The sequence below is a fragment of the Streptomyces muensis genome, assembly GCF_021474425.1.
Taxonomy (GTDB): domain Bacteria; phylum Actinomycetota; class Actinomycetes; order Streptomycetales; family Streptomycetaceae; genus Streptomyces; species Streptomyces muensis.
The window spans coordinates 1-21853 of the sequence record NZ_JAKEIP010000142.1; the positions used below are offsets into that span (position 1 = coordinate 1).

General features: G+C 71.7%; 20 protein-coding genes. 9 read left to right on the forward strand and 11 right to left on the reverse strand.

Annotated elements, in window-relative coordinates; genetic code table 11:
• Positions 1–1901 (reverse strand): NACHT domain-containing protein (locus tag L0P92_RS27850; RefSeq protein WP_234765800.1); only part of this gene is annotated, 1901 nt, incomplete at its 3' end.
• A gap of 354 nt (positions 1902–2255) precedes the next feature.
• On the opposite strand from L0P92_RS27850, the gene L0P92_RS27855 reads away from it, so the two are divergent.
• Positions 2256–2861 carry a M23 family metallopeptidase gene (locus L0P92_RS27855; RefSeq protein WP_234765816.1) on the forward strand — a complete coding sequence of 202 codons (606 nt, stop codon included), beginning with the start codon at positions 2256–2258 and terminating at the stop codon, positions 2859–2861.
• 13 nt (positions 2862–2874) lie between these two features.
• Here L0P92_RS27855 and L0P92_RS27860 read toward each other — a convergent pair whose 3' ends face one another.
• A complete protein-coding gene (locus L0P92_RS27860) occupies positions 2875–3462 on the reverse strand; it encodes a TetR/AcrR family transcriptional regulator (protein WP_234765801.1) in 588 nt (195 codons plus the stop codon).
• Between the two features lie 117 nt (positions 3463–3579).
• Between L0P92_RS27860 and L0P92_RS27865 the strand changes: the two genes are divergently transcribed.
• Genes L0P92_RS27865 through L0P92_RS27875 form a run of 3 tightly spaced genes read left to right on the forward strand, consistent with a single transcriptional unit; the run spans position 3580 to position 6124 of the window.
• Positions 3580–5136 (forward strand): MDR family MFS transporter, encoded by a 1557-nt coding sequence (locus L0P92_RS27865; RefSeq protein WP_234765802.1) that lies wholly within the window; start codon positions 3580–3582, stop codon positions 5134–5136.
• 50 nt (positions 5137–5186) lie between these two features.
• Positions 5187–5633 carry a helix-turn-helix transcriptional regulator gene (locus tag L0P92_RS27870; RefSeq protein ID WP_234765803.1) on the forward strand — a complete coding sequence of 149 codons (447 nt, stop codon included), beginning with the start codon at positions 5187–5189 and terminating at the stop codon, positions 5631–5633.
• A 59-nt stretch (positions 5634–5692) separates the two neighbouring features.
• On the forward strand, positions 5693–6124 hold the full coding sequence (locus tag L0P92_RS27875) for a VOC family protein (RefSeq protein ID WP_234765804.1): 432 nt from the start codon (positions 5693–5695) through the stop codon (positions 6122–6124).
• A gap of 31 nt (positions 6125–6155) precedes the next feature.
• Here L0P92_RS27875 and cseC read toward each other — a convergent pair whose 3' ends face one another.
• The 5 genes from cseC to L0P92_RS27900 all read right to left on the reverse strand — a co-directional run bounded on the left by cseC (position 6156) and on the right by L0P92_RS27900 (position 11024).
• Entirely contained in the window at positions 6156–7685 is a 1530-nt protein-coding gene (gene cseC / locus L0P92_RS27880; protein WP_372497346.1) for a two-component system sensor histidine kinase CseC, read from the reverse strand.
• 10 nt (positions 7686–7695) lie between these two features.
• A complete protein-coding gene (gene cseB / locus L0P92_RS27885; RefSeq protein WP_234765805.1) occupies positions 7696–8403 on the reverse strand; it encodes a two-component system response regulator CseB in 708 nt (235 codons plus the stop codon).
• 62 nt (positions 8404–8465) lie between these two features.
• Positions 8466–9140 (reverse strand): hypothetical protein, encoded by a 675-nt coding sequence (locus L0P92_RS27890; RefSeq protein WP_234765818.1) that lies wholly within the window; start codon positions 9138–9140, stop codon positions 8466–8468.
• 80 nt (positions 9141–9220) lie between these two features.
• Positions 9221–9760 (reverse strand): SigE family RNA polymerase sigma factor, encoded by a 540-nt coding sequence (locus L0P92_RS27895; RefSeq protein ID WP_003999062.1) that lies wholly within the window; start codon positions 9758–9760, stop codon positions 9221–9223.
• Between the two features lie 322 nt (positions 9761–10082).
• Positions 10083–11024: an HhH-GPD family protein gene (locus tag L0P92_RS27900; RefSeq protein ID WP_234765806.1), complete on the reverse strand. Its 942-nt coding sequence runs from the start codon at positions 11022–11024 to the stop codon at positions 10083–10085.
• A gap of 156 nt (positions 11025–11180) precedes the next feature.
• Here L0P92_RS27900 and L0P92_RS27905 point away from each other — a divergent pair, with 156 nt between their 5' ends.
• Complete coding sequence (locus L0P92_RS27905; RefSeq protein ID WP_234765807.1) at positions 11181–12803, forward strand: sensor histidine kinase; 1623 nt, start codon at positions 11181–11183, stop codon at positions 12801–12803.
• Positions 12800–13456, forward strand: coding sequence for a response regulator transcription factor (locus L0P92_RS27910; RefSeq protein ID WP_234765808.1), 657 nt, complete (start codon positions 12800–12802; stop codon positions 13454–13456). The genes L0P92_RS27905 and L0P92_RS27910 overlap by 4 nt, the downstream gene beginning before the upstream one ends.
• A gap of 21 nt (positions 13457–13477) precedes the next feature.
• Here L0P92_RS27910 and L0P92_RS27915 read toward each other — a convergent pair whose 3' ends face one another.
• Positions 13478–14107 (reverse strand): phosphatase PAP2 family protein, encoded by a 630-nt coding sequence (locus L0P92_RS27915; RefSeq protein WP_234765809.1) that lies wholly within the window; start codon positions 14105–14107, stop codon positions 13478–13480.
• Between the two features lie 186 nt (positions 14108–14293).
• On the opposite strand from L0P92_RS27915, the gene L0P92_RS27920 reads away from it, so the two are divergent.
• The gene (locus L0P92_RS27920) at positions 14294–15130 is read left to right on the forward strand and encodes a hypothetical protein (RefSeq protein ID WP_234765810.1); all 837 of its coding nucleotides are present in this window, start codon (positions 14294–14296) and stop codon (positions 15128–15130) included.
• Positions 15131–15196: 66 nt separating this feature from the next.
• Here the strand turns inward: L0P92_RS27920 and disA are convergent, their stop codons facing one another.
• Positions 15197–16321 carry a DNA integrity scanning diadenylate cyclase DisA gene (disA, locus tag L0P92_RS27925; RefSeq protein WP_234765811.1) on the reverse strand — a complete coding sequence of 375 codons (1125 nt, stop codon included), beginning with the start codon at positions 16319–16321 and terminating at the stop codon, positions 15197–15199.
• Between the two features lie 81 nt (positions 16322–16402).
• Positions 16403–17812 carry a DNA repair protein RadA gene (gene radA, locus L0P92_RS27930; protein WP_234765812.1) on the reverse strand — a complete coding sequence of 470 codons (1410 nt, stop codon included), beginning with the start codon at positions 17810–17812 and terminating at the stop codon, positions 16403–16405.
• 227 nt (positions 17813–18039) lie between these two features.
• Here radA and L0P92_RS27935 point away from each other — a divergent pair, with 227 nt between their 5' ends.
• Positions 18040–19857: a BACON domain-containing protein gene (locus L0P92_RS27935; protein WP_234765813.1), complete on the forward strand. Its 1818-nt coding sequence runs from the start codon at positions 18040–18042 to the stop codon at positions 19855–19857.
• Positions 19858–19901: 44 nt separating this feature from the next.
• On the opposite strand, the gene L0P92_RS27940 is transcribed toward L0P92_RS27935, so the two are convergent.
• Complete coding sequence (locus tag L0P92_RS27940; protein ID WP_234765814.1) at positions 19902–20762, reverse strand: DUF3109 family protein; 861 nt, start codon at positions 20760–20762, stop codon at positions 19902–19904.
• 83 nt (positions 20763–20845) lie between these two features.
• On the opposite strand from L0P92_RS27940, the gene L0P92_RS27945 reads away from it, so the two are divergent.
• Entirely contained in the window at positions 20846–21778 is a 933-nt protein-coding gene (locus L0P92_RS27945) for a Ppx/GppA family phosphatase (RefSeq protein ID WP_234765815.1), read from the forward strand.
• The last annotated feature ends 75 nt before the right edge of the window (positions 21779–21853 follow it).

Consider the following 21853-nt stretch of genomic DNA (forward strand, 5'->3'; position numbering starts at 1 on the left):
ACCCCCACCAGCCGCCGCAGCATCCCCTCCGCCTCCCGCGGCCGGGCATGCGCCAGCGCCAGCAGGATGACGTCCTCCCATTCGTCCAGCTCGGCGTTGTTCACCAGCAGATCGAAGTCGAGTTCCTGTACGGCAAGGCGGGCGCCTAGGTAGTCCTGAAAGGTCCGGTGCAGAAAGTCCACCCGCCCCTCCGCGGGCTCCCGCAGCAACCCGGACCGCAGCAGCAGCGACCGGTACACGTCCTCCGCCCCGGCGGTGTCCCCCAGGCTCAGCGCGGGCAGCGCCCGTTCGATGATGTGCACCGCGTCCGAACGGTCCATCTCCGCACGGCTGTTGCGGATCAGCCACCACGCCAGCCGCTGCAGCAGCTGGACCTGGGTGGCGTACGGGATGCGGACGCCGTCGGGATCGCGCAGCTCCCGCTCCCGGTCCCGGCGTTCCAGGAGCATCGTCAGCGCGGCCTCGTACAGGGACCTGCGGTCCTGCGGCAGGAAGCCGCGCCGGTCGCGGTGCAGGGCGCACAGCATCCCGCACATCAGGGGGTTGGTGGCCAGCCGGTTCAGTTCGGAGGTGGTCCGCACCGACCCCAGGAGGGACTCCCCGACGGCCTCGTCCGCGCGGGCCGCGCGGTGCCAGCGTCGTACGAAGGTGGCGACGTCGTCGCGGGTCATGGGGGCGAGGCCGAGTTCCTCGAAGCCCTCCGCGCCCAGCCAGTCCTCCGGTACGGCCGAGGGGCGGGAGGTGACCAGCCACAGGTTCCCGGGGAAGGCCCGGACCAGGTCGCGCAGCCACCGCCGGGCGGCCTCCCGGCGTTCCCCGGCGATCTCGTCGATGCCATCGACCAGCAGCACGCCGCGCCGGGCCCGCAGCACGCGCTCCGCCCAGCCGGCCGGCTGCTCACCGGCGACGGGGCAGCCGACGGCCCTGAGGAAGTCGCCGGGGAAGGGGAACTCGGCGTCCGGCCGCACGATCCGGCGCATCGGCAGCACGAACGGCACCCGCCCGAGGAGGTGGGACAGCCCGTGGTCGTAGGTGCGGCTCGCCGTCACCATCGCGAGCCACTGCACGAGGGTCGTCTTGCCGGACCCGGCGACGCCGCGCAGCAGGACCTGGTCGTGCCGGGCGAGCACTTGTTCGGCGGGCACGTGGAGGGGGTCCGGAGCGGGGTGGCCGTCCTGCCGGGTGTGCTGCCGCGTCGCCTCCAGCCGCAGGTACGCCGTGTCCAGGGGCCATTCGAGGGTGCCGGCGTCGAGGCCGTAGATGGTCAGGGTGCCGTACCGGGCGGCGATGTGGTCGGCGTACGCCGATTCGAACCCGGCGTCCTCGGCCGACTGCGACGGCAGCCGCTCCAGAAGCACGTCCACGGCCTGGACCAGCCGGGCCAGCTGCTGGGTCTGGACGGTCTGCTGCCGGGCGACATAGGTGGAGCGCTGGGTGAGGAAGTTCAGGATGTGCAGCGAGGCGGTGTGCAGCAGCCGCTCGTAGAGGAGCTCGCCGGCCTCGCCGAGGCCGTACCGGGACAGCGTCACGCGTGTGCGCAGCAGGCGGGCGAACCCCTCGGGGCCCAGGCCCACGGCCTCGTAGTCCTCGATGGTGATCTCGCCGAGCTGGGCGAGGGTGCGGGCCAGCGCGTCCCTGACGGCCGGCACCTCCGAGGCGTCCACCGGCTGGTCCTGCGGTCCCGCCGCCTTCAGTGCCCGGCTCACCAGCTCGGCCGCGATTTTGTCGACGTCCTTCGGTGTGACGCTGCGCTTCTCGCGACCGAACGACACGAGCGCCGAGATCCGCACCGGTCTGTCCACCAGGCCGGCCCCCGGTTCGCTCTTCACGAAGAGCTTCTTGATGAGCGGTGTGACCGCGCTGGACGCGACACGGGCCCCGAGTGCTGCGGCGTCGACCATGGGGGGAGAGCGTAGTGCCCGTCACATTCCGGGGTCTTTCGATTGCGCTCGGCGGTGACATGCCGCACAGGCGATTTGTCCGTTACTAGCGGGAATAGTGGAAACGGGCGTGATGGGCAAAACGGACTTTAACCATGAAAACTGGCGGACTATATCGGCGTTGACGCTGGTTCGCCCGTATTGGGTTGTCTGTCAAGATGCGGGGAATTTTGCGGCGGAGTACTAGCTCACGTCGTAGTTGAGGGGTTTTGGGGTTCGCGGCGGAGGGGGTTACCAAGGGATGGCCATCCGGCGACAGCACGAATGCCTGTGCGTCGGGTGGTTCTCTCTGTCGTCTTCCCCATGAGGTTTCGCATGTCCCCGCGCTTCTCCTTCCGTTCGTCCCGTACGTCCACCTTCCGCACCCGTGCCGCTGTGCTGGCCGCCGGCCTGGGGGCCTCGGTCGTGCTGGGCGCCGGAGGCGCGGTCGCCGCCGAGATGACCTCCGCCCCCGGTGCCGCCACCGCCGTGCAGGCGCAGAGCGCCGCCGCGAAGAAGGCCGCGTCCTGGGTCGCCCCGGTGAAGAAGTACACGAAGTCCGCCAGCTTCGCGCAGGCCGGCGGCATGTGGCAGTCCACCCACAGCGGTCAGGACTTCGCCGTCCCGAGCGGCACCGACGTCATGGCCGCGCACGGCGGCACGGTCGTCAAGGCCGGCGGCAACGGCGCCGGTGACGGTCCCGCGTACGGCAACGCCATCGTCATCAAGCACGGCAACGGCACGTACTCCCAGTACGCCCACCTGTCGCGCATCGACGTGAAGGTCGGCCAGGTCGTCAAGACCGGCCAGCACATAGCCCGCTCCGGCAACACCGGAAACTCCAGCGGTCCGCACCTGCACTTCGAGATCCGCAAGACCGCCAACTACGGCTCCGCCGTCGACCCGGTGGCCTTCCTGCGGGCCAACGGCCTGAAGATCTGAGTCCTGGAGTCGTTCAGGCGCCCTTGTGCGCCTGGGTGATCAGGTCGGTGGCGACCTCGAGGATGGCCTTGCGCTTCTCCTCGGGGTCGCCTTCGACGTCCTTCATCACGAACATCCCGGCGTGCATCGTGAACAGGGCGCTGATGCAGCGCACCTGGTCGACCAGGTCGGCGTCCGGGTCGATGATGATGTCCCGCATGCCGAGCATGCGGTCCTTGAACGTCTCGCCGATGCTCAGCTCACGGACGGTCGCCTGGTTCTCCTGCATGAAGCGGAACAGGGGGGCCGCGCCGGCCAGGGCCTGGCTGTAGCGGCGTACGATCTCCTGCTTGGTCTCAAGGGTGTGCGGCTGCCGCCTGCCCCACTCGATGAGCTCCTCGATCGGCTTCGTCAGGTCCTCGAAGAGGCTGACGATGATCTCTTCCTTGGTCTTGAAGTGGTAGTACAGGGCCGCCTTCGTGACCCCGAGGCGCTCGGCGATCTCGCGCAGGGAGGTCTTCTCGTAGCCCTGCTCGGCGAAGAGTTCGAGGGCCACGTCCTGGATGCGCTGGCGGGTGTTCCCGCGGCGCCGCTGCTTGGTGCCGTCCATGGTGCCGCCCATCCTCGTACCTCTTGGCTTTCCATAAAACTTACTTGACGCCCGGCTAGTTACACGCCTACTTTCCTGAGTGTAGACAACTAGCCGGGCGGCAAGTAAGTAGCCGGGGGAGTGGGAACCATGGCGGACACGGTGGCAGTGGACACAGGGGCGGCGGACAAAGCCGATCAAGCCGAGCAGGGCGCCAAGCAGCCCAGGAGCGTACGGGTCGTGCTGCTCGCGCTGATGATCACGATGATGCTGGCGATGCTCGACAACATGATCATCGGCACCGCGATGCCGACGATCGTGGGTGAGCTGGGCGGCCTTGAGCATCTGTCGTGGGTCGTGACGGCGTACACCCTGGCGACCGCGGCCTCCACCCCGCTGTGGGGCAAGCTCGGCGACATGTACGGCCGCAAGGGCATGTTCATGTCCTCGATCGTGCTGTTCCTGATCGGCTCCGCGCTCAGCGGCATGGCCCAGGACATGGGCCAGCTGATCGCGTTCCGGGCGGTGCAGGGGCTCGGCGCCGGCGGTCTGATGGTCGGCGTCATGGCGATCATCGGCGACCTGATACCGCCGCGGGAGCGCGGCAAGTACCAGGGCATGATGGCCGGCGTGATGGCGCTGGCGATGATCGGCGGCCCGCTGGTCGGCGGCACCATCACCGACCACTGGGGCTGGCGCTGGGCCTTCTACATCAACCTGCCGCTCGGCGTCGTCGCGCTCGCCGCGATCAGTGCCGTGCTGCATCTGCCGAAGAAGCGGGCCAAGGCGCGCATCGACTACCTGGGCGCGGCGCTGCTGACCGTGGGAATCACCGCGATCGTGCTGGTCACCACCTGGGGCGGCACGGAGTACGCCTGGACGTCCGCGCGGATCATGGAGCTCATCGGCATCGGCGTGGCCTCGCTCGTCGGATTCGTGTTCTGGCAGACCAGGGCGGCCGAGCCGATCGTCCCGCTGCACATCTTCCGCAGCCGCAACTTCACCCTGATGTCCCTGATCGGCTTCATCACCGGGTTCGTGATGTTCGGCGCCACGCTGTTCCTGCCGCTCTACCAGCAGTCGGTGCAGGGCGCCTCCGCCACCAACTCCGGGCTCCTGCTGCTGCCGATGCTCGGCGCGATGCTGGTCACCTCGATGGTCGCCGGGCGGGTGACCACGAACACCGGGCGCTACAAGCTCTTCCCGATCGTCGGCAGCGTGGCGATGGTCGTCGGGCTGTATCTGATGTCGACGATGGACACCGGGACCTCGCGGCTGACGTCCGGGGTGTTCATGGCGGTGGTCGGGCTCGGCATGGGCTGTCTGATGCAGATCACCATGCTGGTCGCGCAGAACAGCGTCGAGATGAAGGACATGGGCGTCGCGTCCTCGTCCACCACGCTCTTCCGTACGCTCGGCTCCTCGTTCGGCGTCGCGATCATGGGCGCGCTGTTCAACAACCGGGTGCAGGACGTCATGGCCGAGCGGGGCGGGGAACTGGGCTCCAAGGTGACCGAGCAGTCGGCGCAGCTGGACGCGGCGAGCCTGGCGAAGCTGCCGGAGGCGGTGCGCGAGGCGTACCAGCACGCGGTGTCGGCCGGCACGCACTCGGCGTTCCTGCTGGGCGCCGTAATCGCGGTACTGGCGCTGGCGGCCGCCGTGTTCGTGAAGGAGGTCCCGCTCAAGGGAGCGGGCCCGAAGGAGTAGCGCGGTCTTCCCGGTCGGCCCTGTCAGTGGTGCGTGCCACCATCGGTGCCATGGACAAGACGCGGCAGCTGCGGCTGGCCAAGGACGCCATGGACCGGGACTGGGCCGACCCCGGCCTCGACCTGGACGCCGTCGCCGCGCACGCCGGGTACTCGCGGTATCACTTCGTACGGGTCTTCAAGGCGGTGTACGGCCAGACGCCGGGCCAGTATCTGACGCACCGGCGGATCGAGCGGGCCGAGGAGTATCTGCGGGCGGCCAATCTGACCGTGACGGAGATCTGCCATCTGGTCGGCTTCAGCAGCCTGGGCACGTTCTCGGCGAAGTTCAAGACACGGACCGGGCTGTCACCGAGCGAGTACCGCGAGAAGCACGTCGGACGCGGGGCCGCACTGATACCCGGGTGCTACGCGATGCTGTGGGCCGGCGGCTTCCGGCAGCGGGAGGACCTGGTGCGGCCGGAGCCGGGGGAGAGCAACTCTGGAGAAGCGCGCTGACGGCGGCTCTGCCTAACGTGACGGAAGGATCAGCGAGGCAGAGCAGGGAGCGCAGGATCATGATCAAGGGCATGGCCATCACCACCGTCTGGACGTTCGACCAGCAGCGGACCAAGGCGTTCTTCACCGAGAAGATCGGCTTCGAGGTGCGCAACGACCTCTCCATGGGCGACATGCGCTGGGTCACCGTGGGAGCCAAGGGCCAGCCGGACGTCGAGCTCGCACTGATGAGCCTGGACGGTCCCGGCCTCGACCCCGAGTCCTCCGAGGCCCTGAAGAAGCTGGTCGCCAAGGGCGTCATCGGGGCCGGCGCGTTCCACACCGACGACTGCCGGGGCGACTACGAGACCTTCAAGGCACGCGGCGTGGAGTTCATCCAGGAGCCCCAGGAGCGGCCGTACGGCATCGAGGCGATCTTCCGCGACGACAACGGCAACTGGTACTCGCTGACCGAGCGCAGCGAGGAGCTCGACTTCTCCAAGTCGTTCTGATGAGCCCTCCCCGGCGAAGGCAGGGAAGGCCCTACGGCAGCATCGGATAGCTGCCCGTGTTCGTCGGCGCGTGCTCGGGGAGCCAGAGGACGGCCACCGCGCCCTCCGACGGCACGTGCTCGGCGGCGCCCGCCGGACGTACGTTGCGGAAGGTGAGCCGGGCGCCCAGGACCCGGGCCTGACCTGCCGCGATGGTCAGGCCGAGGCCATGGCCGCGGCCCGAGCGGTCGCTGCTGCCCGTGCGGAAGCGGCTCGGGCCCTCGGCGAGCAGCGCCTCGGGAAAACCGGGTCCGTGGTCGCGGACCCGGATGACCCGGCCCTCGACGGTGACCTCGATCGGCGGCCTGCCGTGCCGCGCGGCGTTCGCCAGCAGGTTGAACAGCACCCGCTCCAGCCGCCGCGGATCAGTGGTGACCGCCGACTCGTGGACGACCCGCACCTCGATCGCGGGATCCTTCGCCGCGACCCGCCGGCCGACGAACTCGCCCAGCATGATGTCCTGCAACTCGGCCCGCTCCGAGGCGCTGTCCAGCCGGGCCACCTCCAGGACGTCCTCGACGAGCGTGCGCATGGCCTTGGCCCGGTCCAGCACCAGTTCCGTGGGCCGGCCGGGCGAAAGGAGTTCCGCCGCCGTCAGCAGGCCCGTCACCGGCGTACGCAGTTCGTGCGCGATGTCCGCCGTCACCCGCCGCTCCGCCTCGAGACGCTGCTGGAGCGCGTCCGCCATGGCGTCCACCGCGCTCGCCAGATCGTCGGTCTCGTCCCGTACGACACCCCCGATGGCGTCCCGCACCCGGACGTCCGGCTCCCCGCTCGCCACCTGGTGCGCGGCGGCCGCCGCCTTGCGCAGCCGGCGTGAGAGCTGTCCGCCGACGAGCACACCGAGCGCGCTGCCGCCGAGGACCACCGCGATGGAGCCGATGACCAGGGCCTGGTCGAGGTCGTCGAGGATGTCCTCGCTGCGGTCGGTGAACCCGGTGTGCAGCGACATCACCTGCCCGTTGTTGAGCGGCACGGCCGCCCAGATGTCGGGGGCGCCGTCCGGGGCGTCCGTCACATAGGTGGCCCGCCGGCCCTCCTCGACCTTCTCCCGCAGCGCCTCGGGCAGCTCCGGGTCGTCGATCGTGGCGTTCGGGAAGTTCAGCCGCTTGGACTGCTCGAAGTTGCGCTGGGCGATCTGGATCCGCTCGTCGGCGAGGTCGCGCGCGTTGTCCAGCATGGAGACCCGGGCCGCGTTGTGCACCACCAGGCTCAGTACGACCGCCACCAGCGCGCCGACCAGCGCGATGGCCGCGCTCAGCTTCCACCGCAGACCGGTGCGGATCGCCACCCGGCCGCCCTGGCGCCGGCGTACGCGCAGGCTCGTGCGGCCACGCGTGCCGAGGCCGCCCGTGCCCGTCCGGTCACCCATGTCACCGCCCGTACCCGTCGCCGTACGGATCCCCGCCGCTCGGCCCGCGACAGCGGCGCCGGCCGTGGCATCGCGCACGTCGGTCGCGTCCGTCAGGCCCGCCGTGTGGGCCATCCCGGACGGAGCCGGGCGTCTGAACATCCCCCGCATGCCGCCCCGCTCAGGCCTTCAACTTGTAGCCGAAGCCACGGACCGTCTCGATCCGGTCCTGGCCGATCTTCTGCCGCAGCCGCTGCACATGGACGTCGACGACCCGGGTGTCCCCGCCCCAGCCGTAGTCCCACACGCGTTCCAGCAGCTTGTCCCGCGACAGCACGGTGCCCGGCGCCGAGGAGAACTCCAGCAGCAGCCGCATCTCGGTCGGGGTGAGACCGACCGGCCGGCCGCCCCGGCGCACCTCCATGCCCTCGGTGTCGACCTCCAGGTCCCCGAAGGCCAGCACCCCGCCGGTGGCGGTCGAACCGGCCTCGTCCACACCGCGGTCGCCGCCGCCGGCGTGTCCGAACCGGCGCAGCACCGCACGGATCCGCGCGACCAGCACGGCACCGTCGAACGGCTTGGTCACATAGTCGTCGGCCCCGGCCTCCAGGCCGAGCACCACGTCGATCGAGTCCGCGCGCGCCGACAGCATGATCACCGGCACGGTCGACTCGTCGCGGATCCGCCGGCACAGACTGACGCCGTCCATGCCGGGGACCATCACGTCGAGCAACGCGATGTCCGGCCGGTTCGTCCGGAACGCCTCCAGGCCCGACACCCCGTCGGGCATGGCGGTGACCGCGAAGCCGTCCCGCTCCAGGGCGAGCTGGGTGGCCTCGCGGATGACGTCGTCGTCCTCGACGAACAGGACGTGGGTCTGGTCTGCCATCCCGGTGCTCTCAGTCCTCGTGTTCTGCTGGGGGTGCGTCGGACATGTCCATGGGGGAGGGGTCAGCCGTCGGGCGACGCCGACTCCTCGTCGCCGCCGAGCGTTCCGTAGTCGGTGCGGGTGTCGTACCGCTGGACGAAGCGGCCGGAGACCCACTGGTACGACAGCACGTTCTCGCTGGACGGGTTCGACAGCGCGTCATCCTTGGCGTACACCTGCTTCGTCACCACCAGGTAGCCGCGGTCGATCTCGGCGTAGACCGGTGGCTCCTCGGTCTTGAACACATTGTGGTACGCGCCGCCCTGCTCCCGGTACACATACGAGGCGACACTGACCGCGTCGCCGCAGGACAGCACGTTGACCACGATGTCGTCCACCGGGCCACCGGTCAGATCGCCGTAGGTGACGTCGACGGGATAGTCGTCCGACACGCACGGCTTCAGCGCGCGCTTGACCTCCGCCGAGACCGCCGGGTCCGCCTTGACCAGCCGCACGGCCTCCGTGCGGTCGGGAACCTTCGAGGCCGACGCCGAGGCGGCGGGCGTGGGAGTGAAGGACGCCGAGGCGTCCGCGCCGCTCACCGCGTCGGCGTGGGCCGGCCCTTCGTCACGGGCGCCGGTGCCGCCGGTGGCGCACGCGGAGGCGAAAAGGGCGAGGGCGACGACCACGGCCACCGCCGTGAACGCCGCCTGCAAACTCCCCCGGACCCGCGCGGGTCCGGACGGGACGGAGCCCATGTCCGCGGACTCGGAGTCCCCGTCCGTCTCCGTGTCCCTGTCACCCCTGTCCGTGTGCCCGGTGCCGCCCGTCGTCGTGCCTAGGCCGCGCAACGCTCCCGCTCCTCACGCTCCAGCGCGCGTGCGTCCAGATCGCGGCTCTCCAGCTCCTCGCGGAGCCGGGCGAGCGCCCGGTGCAGCGTGCTCTTGACCGTTCCGGCCGACATGCCGAGGGCGGCGGCCGTCTCCTCCGTGGACATCTGCTCCCAGTGTCGCAGCACCACGACGCTGCGCTGCTTCGGTGCCAGAACCTTCATGATGTCCATCAGCAGGGCGCGGTCCGCGTGCTGCTCGGTGGAGTCGTCGACCGAGGCGTCCGGGAGCTGCTCGGTCGGCACCTCCTCCAGCTTCCGCGCCCGCCACCACTCGGTCCGCGTGTTGATCATCACGCGGCGCAGGTAGGCGTCGGCGAGCCGCTTGTCCGCTATGCCGTCCCAGCGGTGGTACGTCCGCACCAGCGCCGTCTGGAGCAGGTCCTGGGCGTCCACCGGGTCCGGGACCAGCCGGCGGGCGCTGCGCAGCAGCGCGTCCTGCCGGGTGCGGACGTACTCCTCGAACTCGAGCACCTCTCCCTGCGCCATGTTGACCGCCTCCCGATTCCCCGTTCCCGGCCGGCTCGTTCGCCGTCGGTGTCACTGCCTGTGGTTCGTAGTCGTCCCCGCCTGTCGGGTACGGAAATGAAGCTACGGAGGCGTTGTCACGGGGCTGTCCGAAGCAGCCTGCGGCTAGCGCTCGGCTGTCCGTCGGTTGTGTAACGGAAGAAGGAAAGGGGTAAAACGACAAGGAAGTTGAGTGGTATTTGCTGCAGTTTGTCCGAGTTGTTCCCGTGGATCGGCTGTGCGTCTGATGTTGCAGAGGCCCTACGACTGTGATGTGTCCGAACGACAGTGATGTGTCCGAGCGTCAGCTCAGTGGCAGCCGGTACATCCCGCCGGGCAGCGGCTCCACCAGACCGTCCGCGACGAGGCCGTCCAGCGCGCGGGCCCGCTGCACCGGCTCGTGCCACACCCGGTCCAGGGCCGCCTGCGGAACGGGCACATGGGCCTCGCGCAGCACGGCGAGCAGCTTGCCGCGCACCTGACGGTCCGTACCCGCGTACGTCTGACCGCGCCGTGGCGGGCCCTCGTGCTCCGGCTTGCCCGCGAGCCGCCAGGCGCACTGCGCGCTGATCGGGCAGCGGTGGCAGGACTCGTTCTTCGCCGTGCACACCAGCGCGCCGAGTTCCATGGAGGCAGCGGCCCAGCGGGCGGCGGTGCGCTCGTCCTCGGGGAGCAGGGCGCGGGCGAGCTTGCGTTCGGCGGCGGTGGTGGCGTTCGGCGGGTACTGCGCGCCGGTGACGGCACGGGCCAGGACCCGGCGGACGTTGGTGTCCAGGACGGGATGGCGCTGACCGTAGGCGAAGGAGGCGACCGCCGCGGCCGTGTACTCGCCGATGCCGGGCAGCGCGAGCAGCTGGGCGTGGTCGGTCGGTACGTCCCCGCCGTGCCGTTCCGCTATGGCGACGGCGGCGCCGTGCAGCCGCAGCGCGCGGCGCGGGTAGCCGAGCCGGCCCCAGGCACGGACCGCCTCACCGGGGGCCTCCTTGGCCAGGTCGGCGGGGCGCGGCCAGCGCGCGAGCCACTGCTCGTAGACGGGCAGGACCCGGTTCACGGGCGTCTGCTGCAGCATGAACTCGCTGACCATCACGCCCCAGGGGCCCGCCTCGGGGCGCCGCCAGGGCAGGTCGCGGGCGTTCTCGTCGAACCAGTCGATCACGGGGCTGTGCAGGTTCTCTCCGAGGGCGGAGCCGGAGAGGGCGTTGATGTCGGCGGGGGTGTCGGGTGAGGGCTTTGTGGGCGCAGTCATGGCCTTTCCGATCCTGCCATGTCGGTGGCGGCGGGGTCGGTAGGTGGCGGGTGGCGGTGCGTTATGTGGCTGCGCGTGTGTGGTGGGTTGGACGGTGCACCGCACCTGACGATCGGCAGCAGTGGCGCCCCGTCCCTCGCTTGTAGCGTCGGGCGGATGGAACGTCCTCGCGTCTGGCGGGCCTGTCTGCTCTGGGCCGCCCTCGTGCTGCCCGCGCTGACGGCCGACCGCCTCGGGATGAACGAGCCGCGTGCCGGGTGGCAGCAGGCGGCCGGGCTCGTCGTACTCGCCGCCGCGGTCGCCGTGTCCCGACGGCACCCGTTGGCGGCGTTCGCCCTGGCCGCCGCACTGAGTCTGGCCGCCGCCCCCGCCCTGTTCTCCGTCTCCTACGGCCCCGCGCTCGGCGTCCTCGCGCTGCTGCTCGGCCTGCGCGCGGACGGTGTGCGAGCGGCGGCGGCCGTCTTCGCGGGCGTCGGCTGCATCGGTACGGCGCGGATCGCGCTGCTCGGGGTCGACCCGGCACCGGAATGGGCGGTTCTGACGGGCACGTTGCTGTTCGGGTGCGTCTTCCCGTGGCTCGCCGGACGCTACTGGCGGCAGAGCCGGCGGCTGACCGAGGCCGGCTGGAGCCGAGCCGCGCGGCTGGAGGGCGAGCAGCGCATCGCCGAGGAGCGGGCCCGGCTGCGCGAGCGGGCCAGGATCGCCCAGGACATGCACGACTCCCTCGGCCACGAGCTGAGCCTCATCGCGCTGCGTGCCGGCGCCCTCCAGCTCGCCCCCGACCTCCCCGACCACCACCGCGGCGCCGTCGCCGACCTGCGCGCCGCCGCCTCCGACGCCACCGACCGGCTGCACCGCATCATCGGCGTGCTGCGCGAGGAGGACGAACCGGTGTCCCTGAGCCCGCCGGGGGAGACCGTCGAACAACTCGTCGCCCGCGCCGCCGAGTCGGGGCTGCCCGTGCGGTGGGACGAGATGGCCCGCGCCACGCCCGAGCCGGGCGGCGTCGCCGAGCGGGTCCTGTACCGGGTGGTCCGCGAGGCGCTCACCAACGCGGCCCGGCACGCGCCGGGAGCCTCGGTCACCGTGGCGGCGGCCCGGGAGGCCGACGGTACGACGGTCACGGTGACCAGCGGACGGAGTCCGGTGCCCGACGAGGCCGCGGCGCGCACGGCACCGGATTCCGCAGCACCCCCGGCCTCGAACGCCCCCGCCCCCTCCTCCGGCGGCACCGGCCTCCAGGCCCTGCGCGCCGCCGTCACCGCGGTCGGCGGTGACTTCGAGGCCGGACCGCACCCGGACGGCTTCCGTGTGCGGGCGTACGTCCCCGACCAGCCCGCCGCCCCGGCCGTACGGCCGTCCCCGGCGCCGCACGCCCCCTTCACCCACGCCCGCCGCCGCGTCGCCCGCGCCGCCGCGGTCGCCGTGGGCGCCGGTGTCGTGCTCGTCGGCGGAGCCTTCGCCTGGTACGCGTACACGGAGACCCACTCGGTGCTGTCGCCGGCCGCGTACGCCGAGCTGCGGCTCGGGATGCCGGACCACGACATCGCCGCCGTCCTGCCGGACCGCACCGTCCGTGACGCGCCCGTGGACCGCGCCCCCGCGCCGCCCCCGCCGGGCAGCGACTGCCGCTACTACCGGGCCAGCGGCGAACTCCTCGTCTCCGTCGACCACTTCAGGCTGTGCTTCGACGACGAGGGGCGGCTCGTCGCCAAGGACGTGATCCCGAGGGCGGGCCAGTCCCAACGCCCTTTCCCACGTGAGGAGTTCGCACAGTGATCCGAGTACTGCTGGCCGACGACGAGGCGATGGTGCGCGCCGGTGTCCGCGCGATCCTGACGAGCGGCGGGGAGAGCGAGGTCGTCGCCGAGGCGGGTGACGGGCGCGAGGCGGTCGAACTGGCCCGGGCCCACCGCCCGGACGTGGCCCTGCTGGACATCCGTATGCCCCGCCTGGACGGACTCGCCGCCGCCGAGGAGATCGTACGGACCGTCCCCGGCACGGCCGTGGCGATGCTCACCACCTTCTCCGAACAGGCTTACGTGGCCCGCGCGCTCGGCGGCGGCGCCACCGGCTTCCTGCTGAAGTCCGGGGACCCCTACGAACTGATCGCGGGAGTACGGGCGGTGGCGGCCGGCGCGGCCTTTCTGTCGCCGAGAGTGGCCCGGTACGTCATCGACGGACTCGGCGGCAGCGACGGCCGACTCGGCCGTGAGGCCGCCGCACGCGCGCGCGTGGCCGAGCTCAGCCCGCGCGAGCGCGAGGTGCTCGGCCTCGTCGGCACCGGCCTGTCCAACCCGGAGATCGCCGCCCGGCTGCACCTCGTCGAGGGCACGGTGAAGGCGTATGTGAGCGCGGTGCTCGACCGGTTGGGGGTACGCAACCGGGTGCAGGCGGCGATCGTGGCGTACGAGGCGGGGCTCGTGGAGTAGCCGTGTGCGGCGGCCGTGCGCTCAGCGGCGATACGGCGGTCGCGCCTCCTCCGGCCCCGTCAGCCACCGTACGAACGCCGGTGCCGACGCCGTACGCATCGCCTCGGCCAGCCGGGTCGCCGGGCGCGTCGTCAGTCGTACGGCCGCCACCGCGACCAGCGCGCCGAAGGCCAGGCCGGCGGCGACGTCGTGCGGGTAGTGGACGCCGACGAACACGCGGGAGAAGGCCATCAGCAGGGCCAGGGGAGCCGTCAGCCACAGCAGGGCGTGCCTGGCCAGGGCCAGGGTGAGCGCCGCGGCGCCCGCGATGGCGGCGTGGTTGCTGGGGAAGGACCAGTCGCCGGGCGGCGGGCAGGCGGCGAGGGAGTCGGTCGCTCCCGGCACGGCCCGGCACGGACGTTCCTGTGTGACAACCGACTTGAGGAGCTCACTGCACACATACGCCACAGCCGTGGCCAGAGGTGCAAGGACCGCTATCGCGAACGCCCGGGGCGTGCTCCGTCTGGCCCGCCACCAGGTGGTGACGAACAGCGCGGCGAACACCAGCAGCCCGGCCTCCGTCCATATCTCGGCCGTGTGCTGTACCCACGTTGGGGTGTCGCGGGCGAAGTCGGTGATGTCGCGGTAGAGCCCGGCGTCCTCGAAGTCCATGGTCACGGACCGTAGGCGGCGGGCCGATCCCGTCACATCCTGCGATCGGCAGGGGTCGCACCTGACGGAAGACAGGGGTGGCGCGGGCCTCGCGGGGCGGTTTCCGGGATGATGATCCGGAAAAGTTGCGATCCAGGGCGGCGGGTGGAGCCTGTTGGCGGACCGATCTCTCGTACAGTTTGCGCCGTGGGATCTCTGCGCAATCCGGTCGGGCCGCTTCCCTCCACCATCTACTGGCGACGGAGGGCCGTACTGCTGTCTGTGGTCGCCCTGTTGGCGCTACTGATCACCTGGGTACTCACCTCGGGCGACGGTGGCGGAAAGAACAACGCGGGCGGGTCCGACGGCAAGAATCCCGCGCCCTCGACCATCACCCCGGGGCCCTCGGGTTCGGGCCCGGCGATCAGTCAGGCGCCGGGCGGGCGCGACGAGTCGCCCGGCGGGGACTCCGAAGGCTCGGGCGACGGCTCCGGCTCGGACACGGGGTCCGGTGACGACGGCGGGTCCGGGGACGGTTCCGGGGACTCCGGCGGGTCGGACGGCTCGGGCGGCGGATCCGCGGGCGGCGGCTCGGGCAGCGGCGTCGGCCTGGACGACACGGTGGACGCGGGCTCCGCGCTGCCCGACTGTGTCGCGGGCGCGGTGAAGGTGACGGTGAAGAGCCTCCACAACGCCTACGAGCCCGGCGAGAAGCCCGCCCTGCTGCTGACCGCGACGAACTCCTCCAGCTACGACTGCAAGATCGATCTCGGCCCGAAGAACACGGTGGTGACGGTCACTCAGGCGGGCTCCGAGGACGACTTCTGGTCCTCCGCCGACTGCCCCAAGGTGGCCGGCAGCCTGAAGTTCCGGGTGCCCGCAGGGGAGAGCATCACCTACACCATGAAGTGGGACCGCGGGGCGAGCGCCCCGCAGTGCGCGACACCGCCCGCGGGCGCCGCCGCCGCGGGCACGTATCTGGTGGAGGCGAAGGCCCCGGGCTTCGGCACGGCACAGACGTCGTTCGTGCTGGAGAACGACTAGCAGGCGGCACCCCGCAGCGCCGGGCAACGCAACGCCCCGCCCTCAGCGCCAACGCCGGGGTGCCTCTCAGACGTAGCGCTCCAGGATCGAGCTCTCCGCCAGCCGCGAGAGCCCCTCCCGCACGCTGCGCGCCCGCGCCTCGCCCACACCGTCCACCGTCTGGAGATCGTCCACACTGGCGGCGAGCAGCTTCTGCAGGCCACCGAAGTGCTCCACCAGCCGGTCGATGATCGCCCCCGGCAGCCTCGGCACCTTGGCCAGCAGACGGAACCCGCGCGGCGAGACCGCCGAGTCCAGCGCCTCCGGGGAGCCGGTGTAACCCAACGCCCGTGCCACCGTGGGGAGTTCCAGGAGCTCGGCATGGGTGAGGGCGTCCAGCTCGTACAGCGCCTCATCGACCGTGCGCGAGCGCTTCGCCGTCGGCTCGGGGACGTAGTCACGCACCACGAGCTCACGCTCGGGCTCCACGCCCGCGATCAACTCATCCAGCTGAAGTGCCAGGAGACGGCCGTCGGTGCCCAGCTCCACCACGTACTCGGCGATCTCGGTCGCGATACGACGCACCATCTCCAGCCGCTGGGCCACCGCCGAGACGTCGCGGACGGTGACCAGGTCCTCGATCTCCAGCGCTGACAACGTTCCCGCGACCTCGTCGAGGCGGAGCTTGTAGCGCTCCAGGGTCGCCAGGGCCTGGTTGGCGCGGGAGAGGATCGCCGCCGAGTCCTCCAGAACGCGGCGCTGACCGTCGACGTAGAGCGCGATGAGCCGCATCGACTGGGAGACGGACACCACGGGGAAGCCGACCTGCTTGCTGACCCGGTCCGCCGTACGGTGCCGGGTGCCGGTCTCCTCCGTGGGGATCGTCGGGTCCGGGACCAGCTGGACGCCGGCGCGCAGGATCTTCGACAGGTCCGACGACAGCACGATGCCGCCGTCGAGCTTGCACAGCTCCCGCAGCCGCGTCGCCGTGAACTCGACATCCAGGACGAATCCGCCCGTACACATCGCCTCGACGGTCTTGTCGGAGCCGAGCACGATGAGTCCGCCGGTGTTGCCGCGGAGGATCCGCTCCAGGCCGTCGCGCAGGGCCGTGCCGGGTGCCACGGCGCTCAGTGAGGCGCGCATCAGGCCATCGGCACCGGAGCTCCCACCGGACTTTCCGGGAGCTGCTGCCCGGTCGTTGGCTGCCACTGCACTCCTCCGGTCGCAGGTTCTGGGGCGCTCCCGTTTCGCACACTCGGTTCGTACGCACGGGCGAGACCAGGGCAAAGTCTACCGGCGCTGCTCCTCGTCCCGTGGGGCCTCTCGTCGACGCGACCGTGGAAGGACCCGGAGCGCGTCCCCTATGTCGGCCACTTCCAGCACCTTCATGCCCGAAGGGATCTTGCCCGGGTCGCCCGGGACGAGGGCGTGCGTGAAGCCCAGCCGGTGGGCTTCGGCCAGCCTGCGCTGCACGCCCGTGACCCGTCTGACCTCGCCCGCGAGGCCGACCTCGCCGATCGCGACGAGGTTCTTGGGGAGAGGTGTGTCACTTGCGGCGGAGGCCAGCGCGAGGGCGACGGCGAGGTCGGCCGCCGGCTCCGAGAGCTTCACCCCGCCGACCGTCGCGGAGTAGATGTCCCGCTTGCCGAGGGCGCTGATCCGGCCGCGCTGTTCGAGTACGGCCAGCATCATCGAGACGCGGGAGGTCTCCAGGCCGGACGTCGTGCGGCGGGGTGAGGGGATCTGCGAGTCGACGGTCAGTGCCTGGACTTCGGCGACCAAGGGGCGGCGGCCCTCAAGTGTGACCGTCAGGCAGGTGCCGGGGACCGGTTCGTCACGACGGGTCAGGAAAAGTCCGCTTGGGTCGGCAAGGCCCGTGATGCCCTCGTCGTGCAGTTCGAAGCAGCCGACCTCGTCCGTCGCGCCGTAGCGGTTCTTGACGCCCCGGACCAGCCGCAGACGCGCGTGCCGGTCGCCCTCGAAGTGGAGCACCACGTCGACGAGGTGCTCCAGGAGGCGGGGGCCGGCGATGGCGCCGTCCTTCGTGACGTGTCCCACAAGGAGCGTGGACATGCCGCGCTCCTTGGAGGCCCGGATGAGCGCGCCGGCCACCTCCCGGACCTGGGCCATGCCGCCGGGCGCACCGTCGATCTCCGGGGAGGCCACGGTCTGCACGGAGTCGAGGATCAGCAGCGACGGCTTCACCGCGTCCAAGTGACCCAGCACGGCGGCCAGATCGGTCTCGGCGGCGAGATACAGATGGTCGTCGAGGGCACCGATGCGGTCGGCGCGCAGCCGCACCTGGCTCGCCGACTCCTCACCGGTGACATAGAGGGTGCGGTGCTCGTCGCTCGCCGACTTGGCCGCCACGTCCAGCAGCAGCGTGGACTTGCCGACGCCGGGCTCGCCCGCGAGGAGGACGACGGCGCCGGGCACCAGGCCGCCGCCGAGCACCCGGTCCAGCTCGGGCACGCCGGTGGACCGGGCGGTCGCCTGCCGCCCGTCGATCTGCCCGATGGGCAGCGCGGAACTCGTCACCCGCCCCGGGGCCGTCGTACGGACCGCGGGCGCGCCGTACTCCTCGACCGTCCCCCATGCCTGGCACTCGGGGCAGCGGCCGAGCCACTTGGCCGTCTGCCAGCCGCACTCCGTGCAGCGGTAGGACGGGCGGTCCTTCGTGGTCTTGGTACGGGCAGCCATGCGAAGAACCGTAACCGAGCCCACTGACAACGCCGTACGGTCGCGCACACGGGGCTTCCCCGGGCCGTCGCGGGGGCCGCTCGGCGGGCTTCGGCACGGCCCACTCGTCATGCACAAGCCACGGAATCCGGGGTTCCTGTACCCCATTGAGGGATCGTTTCACCCGTACGGATTAAAACTGCTCAAGCGGGCAGAAGGTGCCACCTCGGGCCGCCTACGGTCCACCAATGACGAGCAGCAGTCCGGAGACCTCGACCCGCACCACCGGCGCGCATCGGGCGCATCGGGAGGCGCGTGATCGTGCGGCGGCGCGCACCGTGGCGCAGCGGCCGCCCGCGCGCTACGAGCCGTATCTCGACGGGCTGTTCACCTACTGCCTGTCCGTGCTGTGCGACCACGACACCGCGACCGCCGCCCTCGGCGACGTCCTCGCGCTCGCCGAGCGGCGCGGGCAGCGGGTGCCGGAGACCCCAGCGGACCGCAGGCCCTGGCTGTACGCGCTGGCCCGCTGGGCGTGTCTGCGCAAGCTGGCCGAGGCCAAGCAGAAACGTCAGGGCAGCCATGCGGCGGGCCGCGCCGCAGGCCATCGGCAGACGGGTGCGCAGTCCGCCCGGCCGGCCGTCTCCGAGGAGGTCCAGGAGCAGCGGCGCCGCGAACTCGCCCTGCTCGCCTGGCCGGAGGCCGCCGGGACCACCCCGGAACAGCGCGAGGCCCTCGAACTCGCCGTACGCCACCACCTGGCCACCCACGAGGTCGCCGCCGTCCTCGGCCTCGACCTGGCCACCGCCCGCGAGCTGCTCGCCTCCGCCGCCTGCGAGGTCGAGCGCACGCGCGCCGCCCTCGCCGTCGTGGAGACCGGCGCCTGTCCGAGCGTCGCCCGCCTCACCGGCGACAACCAGGTCGTGCTCGGCACCGCCCTGCGCCGCGAGCTCGTCCGGCACGTCGACGACTGCCCCCGCTGCCGTCGCACCGCCGAGCGCGCCGTCCCCGGCCGGTGGCCCGGCGTGGCCGCCACCCCCGCCGAGCTGCCCGTCCTCCAGGCGCCCCGCGCGGCCCTGCACATGGCCCTCGCGCACGCCCCACGCGCGCGGGGCGTGGCCGTACCGCGCTTCGACCGGCGCGGCTTCCCGATGGACCCCAAGGACCGCGCCGCCCGCAGGGACCGCCTGCGCGCGCGTGCCGTCACCACGACCGTCGTCGCCACCGTCGTCGCCGCCCCGGTCCTCGCCCTGTGGGCCGCCTACCGGTCCACCCCGACCGGCGAGGACGTCGACGGCCACTCGGCCAGTGCGAGCGAGGCCCACGGCCCGGGCGCCCTCGACGGCGACGCGGCGGGCGACGGTTACGAGAACGCCGGGAACGCGAGCGCCGGGCGGGGCGACCGTTTCGGCGAGCGCGGCACACCGGACGTCTCGGTGGAGGTCATCAGCGTCAGCGGCGCGCAGGCGGCGGGGACCGGCCGGCTGGCGGTCTCCGCCGGAAACAGCGGTGACACCACCCTCGTCACCCTCACGGCGACGGGGCGTGCGCCGGTGCGCTGGTCGGCGAGCACGGGTGCGCACTGGCTCTATCTGAGCCAGTCGGCGGGAACGCTGGCGCCCGGCGAGTCGTTGACGATCAAGGTGTACGTCGACCATCTGCGCGAGCCGTCCGGGCCCTGGAGCGCGCGTGTGGCGATCTCACCGGCCGGCACCCTCGTCTCCATCGTGGGCTACGGCACCGCCCCGAGCCCCTCCGACCCGGGCCATGGACACGGTCCTGGCCCGGACCCGCACCCCACGGACCCGACCGACCCCGGAACGCCCAGCGAGCCGCCGCCCTCGTCCTCCGGACCCGACCCGACGCCGACGACTCCGGCTCCGACCGACCCGGGGACGCCGAGCGAGCCGCCGCCGTCGTCGTCGCCCGACCCCGACCCGTCGCCCACGGCCGGCGATCCGTCACCGTCCGGCCCGACGGATCCGTCAGGTCCGTCCGGTCCGGGAGGCTCGCCGCCGCCGAGCGGGGGCGGCGGGAGCGGCGACCCGAGCCCGTCGAGGTCGTAGGCGCCGGTGCCGCCGGGTGGCCCGGTCGCCCGGTGGCCGGCGCGCTAGTCGACGGGATCCGCCGGGTGCGGAGCCACCATCGGCAGCTGCGAGGCCAGCCGCTGCTCGCACAGCTCGACCAGGCGGTCGTATCCCGCCTTGCCCATCAGTTCCGTCAGCTCTGGCCGGTAGGACACGTACACCGGGTCGCCCGCGCCGTGCGCCGAGGTCGCCGACGTGCACCACCAGTGCAGGTCGTGGCCGCCCGGGCCCCAGCCGCGGCGGTCGTACTCACCGATCGACACCTGCAGCACCCGGGTGTCGTCGGGCCGGTCGATCCAGTCGTACGTCCGTCGGATCGGCAGCTGCCAGCAGACGTCCGGCTTGGTCTCCAGCGGCTCGCGGCCCTCCTTCAGGGCGAGGATGTGCAGCGAGCAGCCCGCGCCGCCCGCAAAGCCGGGCCGGTTCTGGAAGATGCACGAGCCGTTGAAGGGGCGGGTCTGGCGGTCGCCGTCCTCGTCCTCCGAGATCCAGCCGTGCTCCATGCCCTCGTCATGGTGCTGCCAGATCTCCGGCGTGAGCCTCGCCACATGCTCGGCGACCCGCTTCTCGTCGTCCTCGTCCGAGAAATGGGCCCCCAGCGTGCAGCAGCCGTCGTCCGCGCGGCCCGCCTGGATGCCCTGGCAGCCGCTGCCGAAGATGCAGTTCCAACGGGAGGTCAGCCATGTCAGATCGCACCGGAAGACCTGCTCGTCGTCCGCCGGATCAGGGAACTCCACCCACGCGCGCGCGAAGTCGAGCCCCTTCTCGTCCTCTGCCGGGGAGTCCTTCTTGGGCTTCTTCGACTTCGTGGCTGCCTTCGCCTGCGAAGAACCCTTGGCTGATTTGGCCGTCTTGTCGGTCTTCGCCTTTTTCGTCTTTGGCACGGGTCCAGGGTACGGCGTCCGTACCTGCGGCTTCGAGGACCTTGAGGGTCGGAGAAGTGCCCGGTGGCAGTAGCGTTCCGTACATGAGACTCGGTGTCCTCGACGTGGGATCCAACACGGTGCATCTGCTGGTGGTGGATGCTCACCCTGGCGCGCGCCCGTTGCCCGCGCACTCACACAAGGCGGAGCTGCGCCTTGCCCAACTCCTGGACGACAGCGGTGCCATCGGTCCCGAGGGGGTCGACAAGCTGATCGGCGTCGTCCACGAGGCGCTGCAGGCGGCCGAGGACAAGGGCGTCGAGGAAGTGCTGCCGTTCGCGACGTCCGCGGTGCGCGAGGCCACCAACGCGGATGACGTGCTCGCGCGCGTGAAGGACGAAACCGGCGTTGAGCTGCAGGTTCTCGCCGGTTCGGAGGAGGCTCGGCTGACCTTCCTCGCGGCGCGGCGGTGGTTCGGGTGGTCGGCCGGGAGGCTGCTCGTGCTGGACATCGGCGGCGGGTCGCTGGAGATCGCGTACGGCATCGACGAGGAGCCGGACGCGGCGGTGTCGCTGCCGCTCGGGGCGGGGCGGCTCACGGCGGGGTGGCTGCCCGGGGATCCGCCGGAGGCGGAGGACATACGCGCGCTGCGGCGGCATGTGCGGGCGCAGATCGCTCGTACGGTCGGCGAATTCAGCCGCTTCGGTGCGCCGGACCATGTGGTCGCGACGTCCAAGACCTTCAAACAACTGGCCCGCATCGCCGGCGCCGCCCGCTCCGCGGAGGGCCTGTACACCCAGCGCGAACTCAAGCGGGAGTCCCTGGAGGCGTGGGTCCCACGGCTGGCGGGCATGACGGCCGCCCAGCGCGCGGAACTCCCCGGCGTCTCGGAGGGACGCGCGGGCCAGCTGCTCGCGGGGGCGTTGGTCGCCGAGGGCGCGATGGACCTCTTCGGGGTGGAGACACTGGAGGTCTGCCCCTGGGCGCTACGGGAGGGCGTGATCCTGCGGAAGCTGGATCACTTGTCGGTGGACTGACCCCTGCGGCCCTTGAGGTCTTTCAGCCCGTCCGGCGTTTGAGGACGAGGCCGAAGGCCGATGGGGGTCCAGGGG